The organism is uncultured Pluralibacter sp. (genome assembly GCF_913775985.1).
GTDB lineage: Bacteria > Pseudomonadota > Gammaproteobacteria > Enterobacterales > Enterobacteriaceae > Pluralibacter.
On the sequence record NZ_CAJYMB010000150.1, the window covers coordinates 101,742 to 120,586 of the forward strand.

At 60.0% G+C, this 18,845-nt stretch carries 20 protein-coding genes; 17 read left to right on the forward strand and 3 right to left on the reverse strand.

What is annotated here, in order from left to right; translation table 11 throughout:
* The first annotated feature begins 8 nt into the window (after positions 1-8).
* Genes QZ766_RS20850 through QZ766_RS20875 form a run of 6 tightly spaced genes read left to right on the forward strand, consistent with a single transcriptional unit; the run spans position 9 to position 4,950 of the window.
* Positions 9-710: a FliA/WhiG family RNA polymerase sigma factor gene (locus tag QZ766_RS20850; protein WP_297206781.1), complete on the forward strand. Its 702-nt coding sequence runs from the start codon at positions 9-11 to the stop codon at positions 708-710.
* 7 nt (positions 711-717) lie between these two features.
* Positions 718-1,587 carry a flagellar motor stator protein MotA gene (motA, locus tag QZ766_RS20855; RefSeq protein ID WP_297206783.1) on the forward strand — a complete coding sequence of 290 codons (870 nt, stop codon included), beginning with the start codon at positions 718-720 and terminating at the stop codon, positions 1,585-1,587.
* The gene (gene lafU / locus QZ766_RS20860) at positions 1,587-2,525 is read left to right on the forward strand and encodes a putative lateral flagellar export/assembly protein LafU (RefSeq protein WP_297206785.1); all 939 of its coding nucleotides are present in this window, start codon (positions 1,587-1,589) and stop codon (positions 2,523-2,525) included. Before motA ends, lafU begins: the two co-directional genes overlap by 1 nt.
* 12 nt (positions 2,526-2,537) lie before the next feature.
* The gene (locus QZ766_RS20865; RefSeq protein ID WP_297206787.1) at positions 2,538-3,302 is read left to right on the forward strand and encodes a C40 family peptidase; all 765 of its coding nucleotides are present in this window, start codon (positions 2,538-2,540) and stop codon (positions 3,300-3,302) included.
* A 24-nt stretch (positions 3,303-3,326) separates the two neighbouring features.
* On the forward strand, positions 3,327-4,364 hold the full coding sequence (gene parM / locus QZ766_RS20870; RefSeq protein WP_297206789.1) for a plasmid segregation protein ParM domain-containing protein: 1,038 nt from the start codon (positions 3,327-3,329) through the stop codon (positions 4,362-4,364).
* Entirely contained in the window at positions 4,357-4,950 is a 594-nt protein-coding gene (locus QZ766_RS20875) for a hypothetical protein (RefSeq protein ID WP_297206791.1), read from the forward strand. The genes parM and QZ766_RS20875 overlap by 8 nt, the downstream gene beginning before the upstream one ends.
* Positions 4,951-4,972: 22 nt before the next feature.
* Here QZ766_RS20875 and QZ766_RS20880 read toward each other — a convergent pair whose 3' ends face one another.
* Entirely contained in the window at positions 4,973-5,395 is a 423-nt protein-coding gene (locus tag QZ766_RS20880) for a MerR family transcriptional regulator (protein WP_297206793.1), read from the reverse strand.
* Positions 5,396-5,600: 205 nt separating this feature from the next.
* On the opposite strand from QZ766_RS20880, the gene QZ766_RS20885 reads away from it, so the two are divergent.
* From QZ766_RS20885 to tauD, 10 genes are all read left to right on the forward strand, one after another.
* The gene (locus tag QZ766_RS20885) at positions 5,601-6,437 is read left to right on the forward strand and encodes an alpha/beta hydrolase (protein ID WP_297206795.1); all 837 of its coding nucleotides are present in this window, start codon (positions 5,601-5,603) and stop codon (positions 6,435-6,437) included.
* Positions 6,438-6,499: 62 nt separating this feature from the next.
* Positions 6,500-7,477, forward strand: coding sequence for an NAD(P)H-quinone oxidoreductase (locus QZ766_RS20890; RefSeq protein ID WP_297206798.1), 978 nt, complete (start codon positions 6,500-6,502; stop codon positions 7,475-7,477).
* Positions 7,478-7,670: 193 nt separating this feature from the next.
* Entirely contained in the window at positions 7,671-8,435 is a 765-nt protein-coding gene (gene idnO / locus QZ766_RS20895) for a gluconate 5-dehydrogenase (RefSeq protein WP_297206801.1), read from the forward strand.
* A gap of 133 nt (positions 8,436-8,568) precedes the next feature.
* Positions 8,569-9,561: a LacI family DNA-binding transcriptional regulator gene (locus tag QZ766_RS20900; protein ID WP_297206804.1), complete on the forward strand. Its 993-nt coding sequence runs from the start codon at positions 8,569-8,571 to the stop codon at positions 9,559-9,561.
* A gap of 315 nt (positions 9,562-9,876) precedes the next feature.
* Positions 9,877-10,569, forward strand: a complete 693-nt coding sequence (locus QZ766_RS20905) for a hypothetical protein (protein ID WP_297206806.1) — start codon at positions 9,877-9,879, stop codon at positions 10,567-10,569.
* Between the two features lie 739 nt (positions 10,570-11,308).
* Positions 11,309-11,788, forward strand: coding sequence for a type VI secretion system tube protein TssD (gene tssD, locus QZ766_RS20910; RefSeq protein ID WP_297206808.1), 480 nt, complete (start codon positions 11,309-11,311; stop codon positions 11,786-11,788).
* A gap of 260 nt (positions 11,789-12,048) precedes the next feature.
* Positions 12,049-13,017: a taurine ABC transporter substrate-binding protein gene (tauA, locus tag QZ766_RS20915; RefSeq protein WP_297206810.1), complete on the forward strand. Its 969-nt coding sequence runs from the start codon at positions 12,049-12,051 to the stop codon at positions 13,015-13,017.
* Between the two features lie 13 nt (positions 13,018-13,030).
* A complete protein-coding gene (gene tauB, locus QZ766_RS20920; protein ID WP_297206812.1) occupies positions 13,031-13,798 on the forward strand; it encodes a taurine ABC transporter ATP-binding subunit in 768 nt (255 codons plus the stop codon).
* Positions 13,795-14,628: a taurine ABC transporter permease TauC gene (gene tauC / locus QZ766_RS20925; protein WP_297206814.1), complete on the forward strand. Its 834-nt coding sequence runs from the start codon at positions 13,795-13,797 to the stop codon at positions 14,626-14,628. The genes tauB and tauC overlap by 4 nt, the downstream gene beginning before the upstream one ends.
* On the forward strand, positions 14,625-15,476 hold the full coding sequence (gene tauD / locus QZ766_RS20930; RefSeq protein ID WP_297206816.1) for a taurine dioxygenase: 852 nt from the start codon (positions 14,625-14,627) through the stop codon (positions 15,474-15,476). Before tauC ends, tauD begins: the two co-directional genes overlap by 4 nt.
* Positions 15,477-15,518: 42 nt before the next feature.
* Here the strand turns inward: tauD and hemB are convergent, their stop codons facing one another.
* Positions 15,519-16,493, reverse strand: coding sequence for a porphobilinogen synthase (gene hemB / locus QZ766_RS20935; RefSeq protein ID WP_297206818.1), 975 nt, complete (start codon positions 16,491-16,493; stop codon positions 15,519-15,521).
* Positions 16,494-17,009: 516 nt separating this feature from the next.
* Here hemB and QZ766_RS20940 point away from each other — a divergent pair.
* Entirely contained in the window at positions 17,010-17,627 is a 618-nt protein-coding gene (locus QZ766_RS20940; protein WP_297206821.1) for a helix-turn-helix domain-containing protein, read from the forward strand.
* A 4-nt stretch (positions 17,628-17,631) separates the two neighbouring features.
* On the opposite strand, the gene ampH is transcribed toward QZ766_RS20940, so the two are convergent.
* Entirely contained in the window at positions 17,632-18,768 is a 1,137-nt protein-coding gene (gene ampH, locus QZ766_RS20945; RefSeq protein ID WP_297207247.1) for a D-alanyl-D-alanine-carboxypeptidase/endopeptidase AmpH, read from the reverse strand.
* Positions 18,769-18,845: the final 77 nt, after the last annotated feature.

Below are 18,845 nucleotides of genomic sequence, written 5' to 3' on the forward strand. Positions count from 1 at the left end.
GGCCGCCGATGGAAACCATGGATTTCAGGGTCGCGGAAACCCTCAGCCCGGCGCAGGAAGCGAGCTTCCTCAACAGCTGGCTGCCGCTGGTAAAAAAAGTGGTCCGCCAGCTCTCCTGGCAGGTCAGCAGCGTGATGGACAAAGAGGATATGGAGCAGGTGGCCCTGATGGGCCTGCTCACCGCCCTGCGCCGCTACGGCACGCCGGACGAGCAGTTTGCCTCTTTCGCTGCCCAGCGCATTCGCGGCGCGATCCTCGACGAGCTGCGCCAGCTGGACTGGCGGCCGCGCCGCCTGCGCCAGAAGGCCCACAAAATCAATGACGCCATCCGCGAGCTGGGGCGCCGGCTGGGGCGGGTGCCGCAGTTTGAGGATGTGAATACCCATCTGGGCGTTAGCGCCGAGGCGTATCAGGAGTATTTGCTGCTCGACTGCGCCAGCAGCCTCGAAAGCCTCGACGCGCTGCTCGGCAACGACATCCACGCCCGGGCGCTGGACAGCCGCACCCTGGAGGATGAAGTGGCCACCAGCCGGACGCTGCGCCTGGCGCTGGCCAGCCTCGACGAGCGGGAACAGATGATCCTGACGCTCTATTACCAGCATGAGATGAGCCTGAAGGAGATCGCCCTGGTTCTTGATTTAACCGAGGCGCGGGTCTGCCAGCTCAATAAAAAAATCGGCGAGAAGATTCAGACATTTTTCGAGAAGTGAAAGGGTTATGCAGAAATTTTTAGGTATTGTGATCATCCTCGGCTGCGTTGTCGGCGGCTTTATTATGTCCGGCGGCAAGGTGGCCTCTTTCTGGCAGCCCGGCGAAATCGTCATCATTCTGGGGGCCGGTATTGGCGCAATGGTGCTGGCTAACCCGCGCCCGGTATTGGTGGAGATGGGACGCCAGTTCCGCGCTATTTTGCGCAAGGACGAGCATACCGAAGAGTATCAGCGCCAGCTGCTGATGATGCTGTACGAGCTGCTGGAGCTGGTGCAGGACGGCGGCCTGAAAACCCTCGATGCGCATATCGAAGCCCCGGAAGAGAGCCCGCTGTTTCAGCGCTATCCGCTGCTGCTCGGTGACAAGCCGCTGATCACCTTCATCTCGGACAACTTCCGCCTGATGGCGATGGGCAAAATCAACGAGCACGAGCTGGAGGGCATTCTCGAGCAGGAGCTGGTGGCGATGGAGGAGAACCTGCTGCAGCCGTCGCGCTCGCTGCAGCGCACCGCTGAGGCGATGCCGGGCTTCGGCATCTGCGCCGCGGTGCTCGGGATCATCATCACCATGCAGTCCATCGACGGCTCCATTGCGGTGATCGGCATTAAAGTCGCCGCCGCGCTGGTGGGCACCTTCCTCGGGGTTTTCTTCTGCTACTGCTTTATGGATCCGGTGGCCAGCGCGATGGAGCAGCGCACCAAAAAGCAGATCGCGGTGCTGGAGTGCGTGCGCACCGTGCTGGTGAATCACGTGGCGGGCAAGCCGACGCTGCTGGCGGTGGACGCCGGGCGCAAAATGCTGCCGATGGACGCCAAGCCGACATTCGCCACCCTCGACGGCTGGGTGAACCAGCTTAGCGCGGAGGGTGAAGGCTAATGCGCAGCCGCGGGAAAGAGCCGACCACCATCATCAAGCGCTCGTCGCGCAAGGAGCATCACGCCATGCACGGCGGCGCGTGGAAGGTGGCATTTGCCGACTTTACCCTCGCGATGATGGCGCTGTTTATGGTGCTGTGGATCATGGGCGCGGTGTCCGAAGAGGAGCGGCGTGAAGTGGTGTCGATGCTTAACGGCGATGCGGTTTTTGAAGGCCACGCCGCCACGCCGCTCACCCAGCGCGAGGCGGGCGGGCGCGTTTCCCTGCTGGATAAGCAGGCACCGTCGCCGGATCCGGTGGCGATGCACGCTGCCAAAACAAAAAACGAGGCGCTGAAAAAAATCACCCACGGCCTCGGCAAGGCGCCGAGTCTGGCGGACGTCAACGCCCGATCCCGCAAAGAGATTGAAGATCTCGCCAGGCTTATTATGAAGATCACCTCGGCCTACCAGGCGCAGTCGAACCTGCAGCTGGAGATTGTGCCGCAGGGCCTGCGCATTCTTATCACCGACGATAAAAACCGCGAGATGTTCCAGCGCAGCCGCGCGGTGCTGACCCCCTTTTTCCACCGCCTGCTGGCGGAGTTTGCCCCCGCGCTGGCGACCATCGATAACAAGATAATCATCACCGGCCACACCGACGCCGCCCGCTTTCGCCACGGCGAGCGCTACAACAACTGGAATCTCTCCGGCGAGCGGGCGCTGTCGGCCCGCCAGGTGCTCACCGACAGCGGGCTGTCGGCAGATCGGGTACTGCAGGTGAGCGGCATGGCGGACCGCATGCTGCTGGACGGCGACGATCCGCTCGGTTCGGTGAACCGGCGCATTGAAATCATGGTGCTGACCCACGCCGCCAGCCAGTCCCTCTATCAGTTCTTCGGCCAGCACGGGGAGAAAATCCTCCAGCCGCTGGCGGAAAAGCTGGCGGATAAAACCTGACGGACGAACCCGGTGAACGCGTTAACTCTCTTCGCAAAAATGCTGCTGGTGGCGCTCTGCGCCACCCTGCTGCTGCCCGCCGGTGCCGCCTGCGCCAAGCCGCAGGAGGTGAAGTCGTCGTTAACCCGCAAGCAGGCGCAGGCGGCAGAGCAGCGCAAGAAAAACCGCGAGCGGCTGATGAAAAAGGCCCGCCAGCGGGTGGCAGTGGTGCCGCTGACCCCGGCGCAAAAGCAGCGCGAGACCGAGAAGAAACGCCTTGCCCGGGCGAAAAACCGCGAGACGCTGGCGATGCACGCGCGCTGGCGGCCGGGCCACATCGGCGGCTCGGATGCGCTGTGGCAATCCCGCAGGGAGTCCCGGCCCTCGCCGAAGACGCAGGCGGCGCTGCAAACCGTCATCGCCCGGCTTAAGCAGCAGCTCGGCAAACCTTACGTCTGGGGAGGACAGTCGCCGGAAGAGGGATTCGACTGCAGCGGACTGGTCTATTACGCCTGGAATAAGGTGCTCGACCGCAAGCTGCCGCGCACCGCCAACGCCATGTATCAGGCCAAACACCTGCACGCCGTGCGCGGCAGCAAGCTGCGCCGCGGCGATCTGGTGTTTTTCAACATTAACCGGCGCCCGGGGGCCGACCACGTCGGCGTTTACCTCGGCGACGGCAAATTTATCGAAGCGCCCCGCCGCGGGCTCAATATCCGCATCAGCCGGCTCGACGACAGCTTCTGGCAGACCCACTATCTGGGCGCCCGCCGCGTGCTGGCTGACGATTTATCCTGACATAAAATCATTAAGTGAATAATCATGACCGCTACCCGCATCAAGTTCGCCATTGACGATGGCTCCACCAACGTAAAAATCAGCTGGATCCAGAACGGCAGGCTCAAGACCGTTATCTCTCCCAACTCCTTTCGCAAAGACTGGAAAAGCGCGGCGCTGCTGAGCGGCCAGGCGGTGTACAACTACACCATCGGCACCACCAAATACACCTACGATGCCACCTCGGATAAAGCGCTCTCCACCACCCACATTGAGTACCAGTACGACGATCTCAATCTGCTGGCGGTGCACCACGCCCTGCTGCAAACCGGCCTGCCGCCGCAGGATGTCGAGGTAGTGGTGACCCTGCCGATCACCCAGTACTACAACCCGGACGACTGCCAGCGCAACGAAGAGCGCATCGAGGCCAAGCGCCGCAACCTGCTGCGCGACATCAGCCTTAATAAAGGGGAGCTGTTTCGCATCGTCGACGTGCAGGTGATGCCCGAGAGCCTGCCGGCGGCGCTGTCGCACCTGATTAACTCCAGCGTCAGCGAGTTTACCCGCACGCTGGTGATCGACTGCGGCGGCACCACCCTGGATATGGGGGTGATTGTCGGCGAGTTCGACGATGTTTCCGCTATCTACGGCAATAACGAAATCGGCGTGGCGATGGTCACCGATGCCACCCGCAAGCAGCTTGCCGCCGCCGACAGCGACGCCAGCTATCTGGTGGCCAACGAGCTTATCAAGCGCCGGGACGATATGGCGTTTGTTAAAAGCGTGATTAACGATGAGTCGCGCATTCCGCAGATCCTCGAGCGCATCAACACCAAAATTCAGGAGCTCGGCGATCAGGTGGCCTACGAGGCGAAGAAATTCGTCAAGAATCCGAACCGGGTGTATCTGGTGGGCGGCGGCGCGCACCTGGTGGAGGACGCTATTCGCCGGGCGTACGCCACGCTGGGCGATCGAGTCGTCACGCTCGACAATCCGCAGAGCGCGCTGGCCCGCGAGATTTGTCTCTATCACTCGGCATCCGACGCGGTGCCGCTGCCGGAAGAGGCTGTAGCGGATGCATAACCGCCACCTGCGCCGGGTTAATTTTTCCCTGCACCTGGCCCCGGAACACAGCAGGGCGGACCTGCACGCTCTGGCGCAGCTCAAGCGCTGGCGCGACGCGCTGCCCCAGAGCAGCGGCGATCTTGGTGAGGTTAACCGGCAGATTCGCCGCTTTCACCGCGGTGTCTATCTGGCGGGCCTCCAGCTGCAGCTCCTCAGCCCGGTGCTGTGTAGCCACGTCGCCGAATCTCTCGGGCGCGAGTCGATGACGCTGGAGATATTGTGCGCCGAGCTGCGCCGCGACGGCCTGCTGCCGGACGAGCCGGTGCAGGCCGCGGGCGGCTTTAGCGAGCCGCAGCTGGCGCAGCTGCGCGATCTGATGGGCGCTGCGGCTACCTCGCCTTGCGATAGCGGCGAACTGGCGGCCCTGCGCGAGGAAGTGGCCGGACTGCGGGCGCTGATCGCCCAGCAAAACCGTCTGCTGGCGCAGCTGGAAAGGGGGAACGAGCGGCCCGCCCGCGGCGCGGGTACTGCTCCGGAAGAGCAGGACGCCGCCGCCGCGCCGCAGGAGAAACTGAACAAAATCCGCCAGAAGGGCATTTTCTGACGTGTCCGCGTGCGGGCCGGGTTCAGCCCGCATCGGATTCAGGCGAACGCAGGCGGGCAAGTACCCGTCCGGCGTTTTGCCCGCAGTCCAGCCCCTCGGGCCGGGCCTGAATATCCTCAATGATCGATAACAGCCGGCGGCGGTTCTCAGCCAGCGCCTGTTCCAGCGCGGCAATCTCCCGCACCTTCTCCTCCAGCGCGCCCACCAGCCGGTCGTGCTGCCAGCGGCCGTCGTCCGACGGCAGCAGCGCCCGAATGGCATCAAGGCCAAAGCCCGCCTGCCTGGCGGCAATAATCAGCTCAAGCTCCGCTATCGCCTGCGGGCCGTATCCGCGATAGCCGTTTCTGCGCCGAACCACGGATTGCAGCAGGCCGGTCCGTTCATAAAGGCGGATCCGCGAAGGAGGAAGCCCCGTTGCGGCCGCCAGCTCGCCAATTTTCATCATGGTGCCACCTCTGAATATCTGCCGAAGCGGTTATTGTTTCCCGCCGTGTATTGACCTTAAACCTGACTTTAAGCTTAGTCTGCTGTCTGCGCTACTGCCGCAAGCGGAGTGTTCCGAGCCCCGTGCCGGGCTGAGACGTCTACGCTTAAAAGAGTTACCTGGTTCTGCCGGAAGTCTCCGGCACCATTCATTGCGAGGGTCAAAGATGCAGAATTCCTATGTCACCACCCGGGACGGGGTCGAGATTTTCTACAAAGACTGGGGCCCGAAAGATGCGCCGGTCATCCTCTTTCACCACGGCTGGCCGCTCAGTGCCGACGACTGGGACGCGCAGATGCTCTACTTTCTCGGCCAGGGCTTCCGCGTGGTAGCCCACGACCGGCGCGGCCATGGCCGATCGTCTCAGGTATGGGACGGCCACGATATGGATCACTACGCTGACGACGTGGCGGCGGTGGTCGCCCACCTCGATCTCCATGATGTGGTGCACGTTGGCCACTCCACCGGCGGCGGCGAAGTGGCGCACTATATCGCCCGCCACGGCGAGGAGCGGGTGGCGAAGGCGGTGCTGATCGCTGCCGTGCCGCCGCTGATGGTGAAAACCGACGCTAATCCGGGCGGCCTGCCGAAATCGGTGTTCGACGATATGCAGGCGCAGCTTGCCGCCAACCGGGCGCAGTTTTACTACGACGTGCCCGCCGGGCCGTTTTACGGTTACAACCGCGACGGCGCAAAGCCGTCGCAGGGGATCATCATGAACTGGTGGCGTCAGGGAATGATGGGCAGTACCAAAGCCCACTATGACGGTATCGTGGCCTTTTCCCAAACCGACTTTACCGACGACCTGCGCAAAATTACCGTCCCGGTGCTGGTGATGCACGGCGATGACGATCAGATTGTGCCGTACGACAATTCGGGGCCACTGTCGGCAAAGCTGGTGCGCAACGGCACCCTGAAAACCTATCCCGGCTTCCCCCACGGCATGCCGACTACTGAAGCAGAAACTATCAACGCCGATTTGCTGGCGTTTATCCGTCGCTGATCCGCTACCGGCGCCCGCCTTGGGCGGGCGTTAAACGAGACTGAACAGAGCAGGTTATTATTGTGAAAAGAGTTGAAATTACCGTCCCGGGCGGCCCGGAAGTGCTGAAAATTAGCGATGCCGCGATCCCGGAGTGCGGCGAGAGTGAGGTACTGATTGCCGTAAAGGCCGCCGGAGTTAACCGCCCGGATATTTTACAGCGCCAGGGGAAATACCCGATGCCGGCGGGCGTCACTCCGGTACCGGGGCTGGAAGTCGCGGGCGTGGTGCAGGCGGTGGGCAACAAGGTTACCCGTTTTGCGGTGGGAGACAGGGTTTGTGCCCTGACGAACGGCGGCGGCTACGCCGAGTTTTGCGCCGTGCCCGACGGGCAGGTATTGCCGATACCGCAGGGCCTGAGCTTTGTTCAGGCAGCGGCGCTGCCGGAAACCTTCTTTACCGTCTGGGCCAACCTGTTTGAGATGGGGCGGGCCAGCGAAAAAGACGTGGTGCTGATCCACGGCGGCGCGAGCGGCATCGGCACCACGGCGCTGAGCCTGTGTGCGGCGATGGGCATTAAGGCATTTTGTACCGTCGGCAGCGATGACAAGATTGCCCCGCTTAGCCCGTTCGGTGAAGCCATTAACTACAAGACCAGCAACTTTGAAGAGGAGATCCTCGCGCGCACCCGCGGTGAGGGCGTGGACGTTATTCTCGATATCGTCGGCGGCAGCTATTTCAACCAGAATCTGCGCCTGCTCAGGCGCGACGGGCGGCTGGTGCTGTTAGGTTTTATGGGCGGGCGCTTCGTGGACCAGTTTGATCTGCAGGAGCTGATGCTCAAGCGCGCGGTGGTAACCGGCTCCACCATGCGCGGGCGCTCGGCGGCGGAGAAGCAGCAGATCGCCGCGGCGCTGGAGTCGCGCGTCTGGCCGCTGATCGCGGCGGGCAAATGCGAGCCGATTATCTACCGCACCTTCCCGTTCGCCGAGGTGTCCAGCGCTCAGGAAGCGCTGGATCGGGGCGACCACATTGGCAAGGTGGTGCTCACCCTCGAGTAGCGCAGCCGCGCGCGCCGGCCCACAGGGCCGGCGCTTCTTTATCCCCGTCTGTCAATCCCCGGGCGCTTTTGCAGTCTCCTTTCGTGAAATGTCTCTTCGATCACAAAACGCGCATTTTTGTCTCTGATGTACTTCTCATGGTAACTGTTACGCGTATACAGTTACGCGTAACAGCTATCAGCAGAGGGGCGTTATGAATAATTTATTTGATTTGTCGGGCAAGCGGGCGCTGATCACCGGATCGGCGAGAGGCATCGGCAACCTGCTGGCGAGCGGGCTGGCGGCGCACGGGGCGGAGATTGTGATCAACGACCGCCGCCAGGAGCGCGCTGATGCCGCCGCCGCGGCGCTGGTGGCTCAGGGCTACCGGGCCAGCGGCGCGGCGTTTGACGTCACCCAGTCGGTGCAGGTCGCGCAGGCGGTAGCGCAAATCGAAGAGACGCTGGGGCCGATTGATATTTTAATTAATAACGCCGGTATTCAGCGCCGCCATCCGTTTACCGAATTTCCCGAAGAAGAGTGGGACGAGGTCATTAACGTCAATCAGAAGGGCGTTTTTATCACTTCCCAGCAGGTGGCAAAATATATGATGAATCGCCGCCGTGGGAAAATAATTAATATTGGCTCAATGCAGAGTGAATTAGGCCGCAAAACGATTACGCCGTACGCCGCGTCAAAAGGCGCGGTTAAAATGTTGACCCGCGGAATGTGCGTGGAGCTGGCGGAATACAATATTCAGGTTAACGGCATTGCGCCCGGCTATTTCGCCACCGAAATGACCGAGCCGCTGGTGAAAGACGAGGCGTTTTCCAGCTGGCTCTATCAGCGCACCCCCGCCGCGCGCTGGGGCCGGCCGGAGGAGCTGATTGGTGCCGCGGTATTCCTCGCCTCGTCCGCCTCTGACTTTGTGAACGGCCACCTGTTGTTTGTCGACGGCGGGATGCTCGCCGCCGTATAAATATTGCGTATCCGGGCGGCCAGCGCACAGCCGGAGGCGGCGGTGGCCGGGCGCGGCGCGGTGGGTTAACAGAAACGCGGCTGCGTGATAAGGTGCCGGGCGATAATCACTGAAGGAAGCCGCAGAGAACCCGATGAAAAACAGCAGGATGACATTGCAGGATATCGCTAACCTGGCCGGGCTGAACAAAATGACGGTGAGCCGCTATTTGCGCGACCCGGCCCAGGTGTCTCAGCGCAGCCGGGAACTTATCGCCAGGGTGATGGAGGATAACAACTACATCCCCAACCGCGCGCCGGAGATCCTGCTCAACGCCCGCAGTAAAACCATCGGCGTGCTGATCCCCTCGTTTCGCAACCAAATCTTTGCCGATCTGCTGGCCGGCGTAGAGGCGGTGACCTCTGCCAACCAGTACCAGACGCTGATTGCCAACTACGAGTACGATCCCGCGCGCGAAGAGCGCGAGGTGCTCAATCTGCTCTCCTACAACATTGACGGCCTGATCCTTACCAGCCGCCAGCATACCGACCGGCTGGTGCAGTACGTGCGCGCCAGCGGTATTCCGGTGGCGGAGCTGATGGATATCGGCGGCGAGCCGATGGACATTCAGGTGGGCTTTGATAATGAACACGCGGCGCGTGAGATGGCCGACGCCTTTATCGACAGCGGCAAGCGGCGGCTGGCCTTTTTAGGATCGATGGACGATCCGCGGGATCTGAGTCGCTTTCGCGGCGTCCGGCAGGCGCTGGCCGCGCGCGGCCTGATGCCGGTGCAGATTGCGCCGCACGCGATTTCATCGGTATCGCTGGGGCGGGCGCTATTTTTGCAGCTCCGGCAGTCGCATCCCGACGTGGATGCGATTTTCTGCACCAACGACGACCTTGCGGTGGGGGTGCTGCTGGAGTGCCAGGCCCAGGGAATCGACGTGCCCGGGCAGATTGCTATCGCCGGATTTCACGGCCTGGAGATAGGCCGGGCGCGGCTGCAGAAGATAGCCAGCGTGGTGACGCCGCGCTACGACATCGGCCGGGTGGCGGGCGAGATGCTGCTGGCGCGGCTGGCGGGGGAGGAGACTGCCGCCAGCGTCGACATGGGTTACCAGCTTTATTATGGTGATACTCTGTAGCCGCCGGTGGCGGTGCCATCCTTTTTCGCTGTCCCGGGCGTGATGCCGGGTTGTAGAGCACGCAGCATCCCAAAAACACTTACGGGCGCTTCCTTGATTTTTACCCTCCTCATCGGGCTCGGGCCGCGACGCCTGTAGCGCGCATAGTCCTCACCGCAGCCAGCATTGCCTGGCCTGCTCTTTCTCAACGCAAAACCCAACGTTAGCCGTCAAAACTAAGTGATTTTAAGGCTTTTTAGGGTTGTTATCCCAATATGGGATGAGCGTAAATAGCGTCGGTGAAGGGATTTAGGGAAGCATTATCATGGAGCGATTATGTACAGCAACAATGAAGTCATTAGCTATCTGCAGGCCAACAGGATCCTCGCATTAAAACTCGACCGTGCCGTTTATGCCGTGGGTCAGCAGGTGAAGAATCAAGTAGAGATGTTGGAGAAGGGGGCTACTCGCTTGCTGTATTACACTTCATGTTTTACTGAGGAGTATAAAGATGTTTGTCGGCAGCAACTAAATGAAGATCTCCGCTTTAGTCGCGGTGTTTATCGCATTATTCAAAATAGTGATGTCGTCTACCACATGCTTTGGAGCTACTTCGAAGAAATATTTAAGTACAAAACCCATACTCAATTAGAGCACATCAAAAAAGCGCTAATGGCCGTAAATATCCATATCGCGGCCAGTTCCCTTACTGGAGCGGGATTTGCTTTAGCAGTGGCTACCAGCGTCCGTATTGGGGTAAATCTAAGTATGCAGCTCAGCGCTCTCGCTGGGAAATCTGCGGGTACAGCGGCCACGATTGGCGCAACGTATGGTTTGATACAAAAAGCTGCAGATAGCGCCCATCGCTTGTCCATTCAATACCCTGCTTATTACTCTGCACTATATATGGACCAACTAGAAATGATGTATTTCCTGATTGAGCCAGCATTCGAACGTGCGGGCGCAATGGATGTGCAATGGGTATCGGATTCTGATATAGCAAACATAATTACCAAGATGAGTAGATAACCATGATTAAAGCAATCAAACGTTTTTTGTTGTGGCAATTTAAGTTCCTGTTATCGCTCTACGGACCTGTAATTCTTATCTTTATTTTTGCTATGCTCCGTGAACATTTTTTCCCTGGCAGCCCTCTGTGGCCTGTAGGCATATTCGCCATCTTAATGATTGCTGTTTTTACTCGTTACTGTAAGTGGTAACGGTGTTGAAAAAATTACTATTTGAAAATTACATTTATCATCATCCAGGATGATCGGATAACCATGATTAAAGCAATAAAAAGGTTTCTGCTGTGGCAACTCTGCTTCTTGTTATCGATGTACGCGCCGATAATTTTAACAGGTGCTTACTTATTGCTTCTGAATCACTTCTTCCCTGACGGCCCATTCTGGACTGTAGGGGTGTTCGCGCTGGTGATGATTTTCGTTTTTGCGCGTTACTGTAAGTTTTAACAGCCTTATAAAAAATTGAAAGAGAGCATATTTAACATCTCCGGGATGATCGGATAACCATGGTTAAAGCAATAAAAAGGTTTCTGCTGTGGCAATTCAAGTTCCTATTATCACTCTACGGACCGGTAATCTTCACGGATATTTTTGTATTACTTCAGGAACATTTTTTCCCTGCCAGCCCTCAGTGGCCTGTAGGCATATTTGCCATCCTGATGATTATTGTTTTTACTCGTTACTGTAAATGGTGACGGTATAAAAATCACACGAATCTAAATCACTACTGATAAGGAAATTACATGTCGACTCCCGCACATTTATGGATTGAAGATGAAAATGGCTCGCCCATCGTCGGCAGCTGCTTAATGCCGCTGCGCCTGGGCTCCATCGAATTAAAATCATTTTCGCACGGCGTAACCATTCCCGTCGATCCTAACTGGGGAAAGCTTACCGGAACCCGCGTCCATCGCCCCATTACGATAGTGAAAGAGTTCGATCAGACCACGCCGCTGCTGTACCGGGCGGTCTGCGAAGGGCGCACACTCAAGAAGGCGATTATTAAGATGTACCGCATTCAGGAATCGGGTATCGAGGCCGAGTACTTCAATATCATTCTGGAAAACGTCAAGCTAACCACCGTAGCGCCCTATCTGGCACCTGCCGGTATAAGCAGCAGCCACCTGGAGACGCTTGAGTTGCGCTACGAAGCGATCAGCTGGAAGTATACGGAAGGTAATATCATCTACCGTGACGCCTGGAACGATCGCTGCTGTGCCTGATTTGCAGGACATCGGGGGAGAAGAGGTCTCCTCTGATGCGCCGGTTGGCTGCAGCGTAACGTCGGGCTGGAAGATGAACGCTCTCCCTGTAATCTGTTGAACTACCGCTCTTCTATCTCCGCCGTTAAAATCCATAAAACCACTAAGCTTTGCCGGTTTTTTTCTAAAAACCGTTCGCTATTAGCCATTCATTTTTATTCCTTTAACAACATCCTGATGCCGGAAATACTGCTCTCATCATAACAAGGGGAGCAAATTCAATGGTTCGCAGAGCGCATCTTTCACTTTCGCTTTTAGCCGCGCTGGCCGCGTTTTCGCTGCAGGCCCGGGCGGTTAACGTCACCGTGGCCTATCAGACATCTGCCGAGCCTGCCAAAGTGGCGCAGGCCGACAATTCCTTTGCTAAAGAGAGCGGCGCGACCGTCGACTGGCGCAAGTTCGACAGCGGCGCCAGCGTGGTGCGGGCGCTGGCTTCCGGCGACGTGCAGATTGGCAATATCGGCTCCAGCCCGCTGGCGGTAGCCGCCAGCCAGCAGGTGCCCATTGAAGTGTTCCTCCTCGCTTCCCAGCTCGGCAATTCCGAAGCGCTGGTGGTGAAAAAAAGCATCAGCAAGCCGCAGGATCTGATCGGCAAGCGCATCGCGGTGCCGTTTATCTCCACCACGCACTACAGCCTGCTGGCGGCCCTCAAGCACTGGGGCATTAAGCCGGGCCAGGTGCAGATCCTTAACCTCCAGCCGCCGGCCATTGCCGCCGCCTGGCAGCGCGGGGATATTGACGGTGCCTACGTTTGGGCTCCGGCAGTTAACGAGCTGGAAAAAGACGGCACCGTGCTGACCGACTCATCCCAGGTCGGGAAGTGGGGATCGCCGACCCTCGACGTGTGGGTCGTTCGCCGCGACTTCGCCGAGCAGCACCCCGAGGTGGTGAAAGCCTTTGCCCACAGCGCCATCGCCGCCCAGAAGGCCTATCTCGACGATCCCGAAGGCTGGCTTAAGCAGCCGGAAAACCTGCAGAAGCTCTCGAAGCTGAGCGGCGTGCCGGAAGCGGATGTGCCGGGACTGGTGAAAGGCAATACCTATCTGACCGCAGAGCAGCAGGTTCAGCAGCTTAACGGCCCGGTGAATAAGGCGATTGTCGATACCGCGCAGTTCCTTAAAGCGCAGGGCAAAGTGCCCGCGGTGGCCAGCGACTACGGCCAGTATGTGACAGACAAGTTCGTTAAATAGCGGAGGAATGATCATGCTGCAGATATCGCATCTCCACGCGGGCTACGGTGACAAGAAGGTGCTGGACGACATTACCCTGAGCGTCGATCGCGGCGAGCTGCTGGTGGTGCTGGGACCTTCCGGCTGCGGCAAAACCACGCTGTTGAACCTGGTGGCCGGCTTTATTCCCGCCGCCGCCGGCAGCATCGTCCTTAACGGTGCCCAGGTGAAGGGGCCGGGCGCGGAGCGCGGGGTGGTATTCCAGAATGAAGGCCTGCTGCCCTGGCGCAACGTGCTCGACAATGTAGCCTTCGGGCCGCAGCTGGCGGGGCGCAGTAAGGTTGATCGCCAGGCGCTGGCCCGCCAGTTGCTCAAGCGCGTCGGGCTTGAGGGCGCGGAGCGGCACGCTATCTGGCAGCTCTCCGGCGGTCAGCGCCAGCGGGTCGGTATCGCCCGGGCGCTGGCCAACGATCCCCAGCTGCTGCTGCTGGACGAGCCGTTCGGCGCGCTCGACGCCTTTACCCGAGAGCAGATGCAGACCCTGCTGCTCACCCTGTGGCACGAAACCGGCAAGCAGGTGCTGCTGATCACTCACGATATTGAAGAGGCGGTGTTTATGGCGACCGAGCTGGTGCTGCTGTCGGCCGGGCCGGGACGCGTGAGCGAGCGCCTGTCGCTGGATTTTGGCCGCCGCTTCGTGGCCGGGGAGCCCAGCCGCAGCATCAAGTCCGACCCGCGCTTTATCGAGCGCCGCGAGTACGTGCTGAGTCGGGTATTTGAACATCGGGAGGCTTTCGCATGAGTTCTATTGTTAACGATAAGCCCCAAAGCCGCCGCCGTCGCGCGGGATGGCGCTGGCCGCTGTCGCGCCAACTGACCCTGAGCTTTGCCACCCTGGCGGTGCTGCTGGCGCTGTGGTGGGCGATTACCGCCCTGAATTTAATTGCGCCGCTGTTTCTGCCGCCGCCGGGTGCGGTGCTGCACAAGCTGGTAACCATTGCCGGGCCGGAAGGCTTTATGGATGCCACCCTGTGGCAGCATCTGGGCGCCAGCCTGACGCGAATCTTAATTGCCCTGCTGGCCGCGGTGCTGGTGGGGATCCCGGTGGGCATTGCGATGGGGCTCAGCACTACGGTGCGCGGGATCCTCGATCCTCTTATTGAGCTGTATCGCCCGGTGCCGCCGCTGGCCTATCTGCCGCTGATGGTTATCTGGTTCGGCATCGGTGAAACCTCGAAGATCCTGCTGATCTATCTGGCGATTTTCGCTCCGGTAGCGATGGCGACCCTCGCCGGCGTGAAGAGCGTGCAGCAGGTGCGGGTGCGGGCGGCGCAGTCCCTCGGCGCCAGCCGCGGGCAAATTCTGTGGTTTGTGATCCTGCCTGGCGCCCTGCCGGACATTCTCACCGGCCTGCGCATCGGGCTCGGCGTGGGCTGGTCAACGCTGGTGGCCGCCGAGCTTATCGCCGCCACCCGCGGGCTCGGATTTATGGTGCAGTCTGCCGGTGAGTTCCTCGCCACCGACGTGGTGCTGGCGGGGATCGCGGTTATCGCAGTGATTGCCTTTATTTTAGAACTGGGCCTCAGGGCGCTGCAGCGCCGGCTGACGCCGTGGTATGGAGAAGTCTCATGAGTGAACGTATCGGTATTGCCCCGCTGGGGCCCTACATTGGCGCAGAAGTGACCGGTCTCGATCTGACCCGGCCGCTGAGCGATAACCAGTTTGAGCAGCTCTATCACGGGCTGTTGCGCCATCAGGTGGTGTTCCTGCGCGGGCAGGATATTACCCCGGCCCAGCAGCGGGATCTCGCCCGCCGCTTTGGCGATCTACATATTCATCCGGTCTATCCGCACGTGCGCGACGTTGAGGAGATTATCGTTCTCGATACCCACGACAACAATCCGCCGGATAACGATAACTGGCACACCGATGTGACCTTTATCGAAACCCCGCCCGCCGGGGCGATCCTCGCGGCCAAGCAGCTGCCGGCGTTCGGCGGTGACACCCTGTGGACCAGCGGCATCGCCGCCTGGGAGACGCTCTCCGCGCCGCTGCAAACCTTGCTGAGCGGCCTGCAGGCGGAGCACGATTTCCGTAAATCCTTCCCGGAGTGGAAATACCGCGGCTCGGAGGAGGAGCACCAGCGCTGGCTGGCGGCGGTCGAGAAAAATCCGCCGGTGCTGCATCCGGTGGTGCGCACCCATCCGGTCAGCGGCAAGCAGGCGCTGTTCGTGAATACCGGCTTTACCACCCGCATTGTTGACCTGGCGGAAAAAGAGAGCGACGCGCTGCTGGCCTTCCTGTTTGAGCATGTGACCAAACCGGAGTTTCAGGTGCGCTGGCGCTGGACGGTGGGGGACGTGGCTATCTGGGATAATCGGGTGACGCAGCATTATGCCAATGCCGACTATATGCCGCAGCGGCGCATTATGCACCGGGCAACTATTCTGGGGGATCGGCCTTTTTACCGGCCTCAGTAACAGGAGAGGCGGCCCGGCGTCAGAAGCGCCGGGCCGGGACGACTAGCGAAGAATGCCTTTTTCGGCCAGATCGAGCGCGAAATAGGTGAAAATCAGATCTGCGCCCGCGCGCTTGATGGCGCCGAGGCTTTCCAGCGTCACTTTCTCTTCATCAATCGCGCCTGCCTGGGCGGCAAACTTGATCATCGCGTACTCGCCGCTCACCTGATAGGCGCCGAGCGGCAGCTGGGTGCGATCCCGCAACTCGCGCAGCACGTCCAGATACGGGCCGGCAGGCTTGACCATCAGCGCATCGGCGCCCTGGGCTTCGTCCAGCAGCGATTCGCGGATTGCTTCCCGGCGGTTCATCGGGTTCATCTGGTACGTTTTACGATCGCCTTTCAGCGCAGTGCCCGCGGCTTCGCGGAACGGGCCGTAGTAGGACGAGGCAAACTTGGTGGAGTAGGACATGATGGCGGTATCAAAGAAGCCCGCCGCGTCCAGCGCGCTGCGGATAGCCTGTACCTGGCCGTCCATTGCGGCAGACGGCGCGATAAAGTCCGCGCCGGCAGCGGCGGCGATCACCGCCTGCTTGCCGAGGTTTTCCAGGGTTGCATCGTTGTCGACCCCGTGGTCGCACAGCACGCCGCAGTGGCCGTGGGAGGTGTATTCGCAGAAGCAGGTGTCGGACATCACCACCATTTCAGGCACGGTATCTTTGCAGATGCGCGACATGCGCGCCACCAGGCCATCTTCCTTCCAGGTGTCGCTGCCGGTAGCGTCGGTGTGGTGCGAGATGCCGAAGGTCATGACCGAGCGAACGCCGGCCCTGGCGATGCGCTCAATTTCCCGGGCAAGGTATTTCTCCGGAATGCGCATAACGCCCGGCATCGCTTCGATAGGCGTGTAGTCGCTAATCTCTTCTTCAACAAAGATGGGCAGCACCAGATCGTTTAAGGTCAGGGTTGTCTCTTCAAACATAGCGCGCAGCGCGGGGGATTTGCGCAGGCGGCGTGGGCGAACGATCAAATCTGTCATGATGGGCCTGATAATAGTTGGACAATACGCGCCAGTTTAACGTATATCGCCAGGTGATGTTTCACTAAAGTGGTGCTAATGATTGCGGGTTATCAGGAGATATTGCTGCATACGGGAGTATCACGGGAAGGGCTAATATTTTGTATCCGGGCATCGGCTTATTTATATTAAATATAAATTATTGCTGACATATGCCTTTAATAAATAAATCAAACCCGCCGATGGCCTATTTAACGGGCATTATGGTGATAGGGATATGTTTGTATTCGGACTTTTCGCGGCGAATATTTGAATTTTTGCGCAACCGCACAGCATAATTCTGCGGCTGTTTGCGGGTGAGTCACGCCGCAAACGCTCTCCGGGGAAGAGCGCCTGGGGCAGTTAGCCCCTCAGCGCGCCGCTGGGCCAAACATGCCGTCGCACGTGAAGCGAGGCCCGGTTATTCCCCGTCAATCACCGAGCGATAAAGCGATGCTTCGCTCTTTAACATAAATTAGCACAGGATGTGACTAACGCATGTTAGCCGTAAACCCGTTACCCTGTTTCAACGTGCTGGCGGAACATTTTCTGCCGCACGCCACGCACCTGTCCCTGCGCCCGCAGGAGTCGCTGACGCTCGAAGCCAGCGACAATAAGATAACCCTCGTGCGCAGCGGCGCGGTGAGGATCGTTCGCGCGGCGGATAGCGCGCTGATGGGCATCTCCTCCATGCCGTTGATTATTGGCCTGCCGGACATGGGCGCCGGCAGCGAATACAGCCGCGGGCTAACCGCGCTGACGCCCTGCGAGCTGTACCAGCTCAGCGCCCGGGCGGGGGAGGTGATCCTTGACCGGCACCAGCTGTGGAAGGCGGCATTTAAATGGGTCAGCTGGCAGTATCGGGTGCTGGAAGCCCGCGATCTGGAGCTGGTGGGCCAGAGCACCTATAAGCAGATCCGGGCCTCGCTGCTGCTGATGGCCGAGTGGGACGAGGTGCTGCGGGCGAAGATTGGCGTGATCCACTTTATTCAGCAGCGCACCCACATCTCGCGCTCGGTGGTGGCGGAAGTGCTGTCCGCGCTGCGGGCAGGGAGCTACATCGAGATGTCGAAGGGCAAGCTGGTTTCCGTCAACCGCCTGCCTCTTGATTACTAGCGCCTCAGGACGCGGGAACCGCACGCGGCGTGTTGCCGCTCAGCTCCGTTACCAGATTGTTTACCCCGTCGCTCATGCCGGTAAAACGCGTGAGCGGCGTGCGGGTGACTACCACAAATACCCCGATATTTTGCTGCGGGATCATTGCCATATAGCTAATGAATCCGCCGCCGCCGCCGGTTTTTTGAATGATGCCCGGGCGGCCGTCCTGCGGCGCCATGTACACCCAGCCTAAGCCCAGCGCCGATGCCTTGCCCGGCACGTCCATGCCGATAACGCGGGTCAGCTGGCTGCGCTGATAAATCAGGGTCTGCATTCTGTCCACCTGCGGGTTGCGGGTGTAGAGATCCGATGACAGGAACTGCTGCATCCAGCGCATCATATCCCCTGGCGTGGAGTACACGCCGCCGCTGCCGATGGCCGCCAGCGTGTTATTGCACGGGCTGGCGCCCTTTTCGGCGATCATTAGCCGCTTGCACTGGTCCGGCGACGGCGTAAATGTGGTGTCTTTCATGCCCAGCGGGCGGGTGACCAGCTGTTCAAGCAGCTGCGGATAGGGCTTTCGCGCCGCGTTGCTGAGCGCGTCGGCCAGCAAATCGAAGGCGATGTTGGAATAGGCAGCCTGGGTGCCCGGCGCTTTGGTCAGTTTCGCGGTGTTCAGCCAGCGCCAGCGGTCATTTTTAGTGGGCCATACGAATACCGGACGATGCGCCGCGCCGCCCGGCTGCTCGCGGGGCAGGCCGCTGGTGTGGGTGGCGAGGTTCACCAGCCGGATTGGGGCGCCCTGGTAGGTGGGCACCCGCGCGCCCGGCGGCGCGTATTTGCTCAGGGGATCGTTAAGCTTGACCACGCCCTGATCCAGCAGCTTCACCAGCACCTCGCTGGTCATCAGCTTGGAGAGCGAGGCGATGCGCACCACCGAATCGAGCTGGGGGCGCACGTTGCTGCCCGGTCGGGTTTCGCCGAAGCTGCGGAACACCCGCTGGTTGCCGTCGATAACCACCATTGCCATACCGGTAGCGCCGCTGCCGTAGAAGATATGGTTGGCGTAGCGCTCGACAATGTCGGAGGCAAAAACCGGGTCCGGAGAGGTTTGCGCCGCGGCGGCGGGGAAGGTAGCGATGCAGGCTGCGGCGATGATGAGCTGGCTGAATTTCAAAGGGGCATCCGTGAAATAAGGAAAACAGAAAAGGTATTTATACTATTATCCCTGCCGCT

What these genes read in the sequence shown, in the direction of transcription:
- tauB (WP_297206812.1), top strand. Translation starts at nt 13,031, where the DNA reads ATGCTGCAGATATCGCATCTCCACGCGGGCTACGGTGACAAGAAGGTG.
- tauA (WP_297206810.1), top strand. Translation starts at nt 12,049, where the DNA reads ATGGTTCGCAGAGCGCATCTTTCACTTTCGCTTTTAGCCGCGCTGGCC.
- hemB (WP_297206818.1), bottom strand. Translation starts at nt 16,493, where the DNA reads ATGACAGATTTGATCGTTCGCCCACGCCGCCTGCGCAAATCCCCCGCG.
- QZ766_RS20940 (WP_297206821.1), top strand. Translation starts at nt 17,010, where the DNA reads ATGTTAGCCGTAAACCCGTTACCCTGTTTCAACGTGCTGGCGGAACAT.
- QZ766_RS20905 (WP_297206806.1), top strand. Translation starts at nt 9,877, where the DNA reads ATGTACAGCAACAATGAAGTCATTAGCTATCTGCAGGCCAACAGGATC.
- tauD (WP_297206816.1), top strand. Translation starts at nt 14,625, where the DNA reads ATGAGTGAACGTATCGGTATTGCCCCGCTGGGGCCCTACATTGGCGCA.
- QZ766_RS20850 (WP_297206781.1), top strand. Translation starts at nt 9, where the DNA reads ATGGAAACCATGGATTTCAGGGTCGCGGAAACCCTCAGCCCGGCGCAG.
- tauC (WP_297206814.1), top strand. Translation starts at nt 13,795, where the DNA reads ATGAGTTCTATTGTTAACGATAAGCCCCAAAGCCGCCGCCGTCGCGCG.
- idnO (WP_297206801.1), top strand. Translation starts at nt 7,671, where the DNA reads ATGAATAATTTATTTGATTTGTCGGGCAAGCGGGCGCTGATCACCGGA.
- QZ766_RS20880 (WP_297206793.1), bottom strand. Translation starts at nt 5,395, where the DNA reads ATGATGAAAATTGGCGAGCTGGCGGCCGCAACGGGGCTTCCTCCTTCG.
- QZ766_RS20885 (WP_297206795.1), top strand. Translation starts at nt 5,601, where the DNA reads ATGCAGAATTCCTATGTCACCACCCGGGACGGGGTCGAGATTTTCTAC.
- QZ766_RS20900 (WP_297206804.1), top strand. Translation starts at nt 8,569, where the DNA reads ATGAAAAACAGCAGGATGACATTGCAGGATATCGCTAACCTGGCCGGG.
- QZ766_RS20875 (WP_297206791.1), top strand. Translation starts at nt 4,357, where the DNA reads ATGCATAACCGCCACCTGCGCCGGGTTAATTTTTCCCTGCACCTGGCC.
- lafU (WP_297206785.1), top strand. Translation starts at nt 1,587, where the DNA reads ATGCGCAGCCGCGGGAAAGAGCCGACCACCATCATCAAGCGCTCGTCG.
- parM (WP_297206789.1), top strand. Translation starts at nt 3,327, where the DNA reads ATGACCGCTACCCGCATCAAGTTCGCCATTGACGATGGCTCCACCAAC.
- motA (WP_297206783.1), top strand. Translation starts at nt 718, where the DNA reads ATGCAGAAATTTTTAGGTATTGTGATCATCCTCGGCTGCGTTGTCGGC.
- tssD (WP_297206808.1), top strand. Translation starts at nt 11,309, where the DNA reads ATGTCGACTCCCGCACATTTATGGATTGAAGATGAAAATGGCTCGCCC.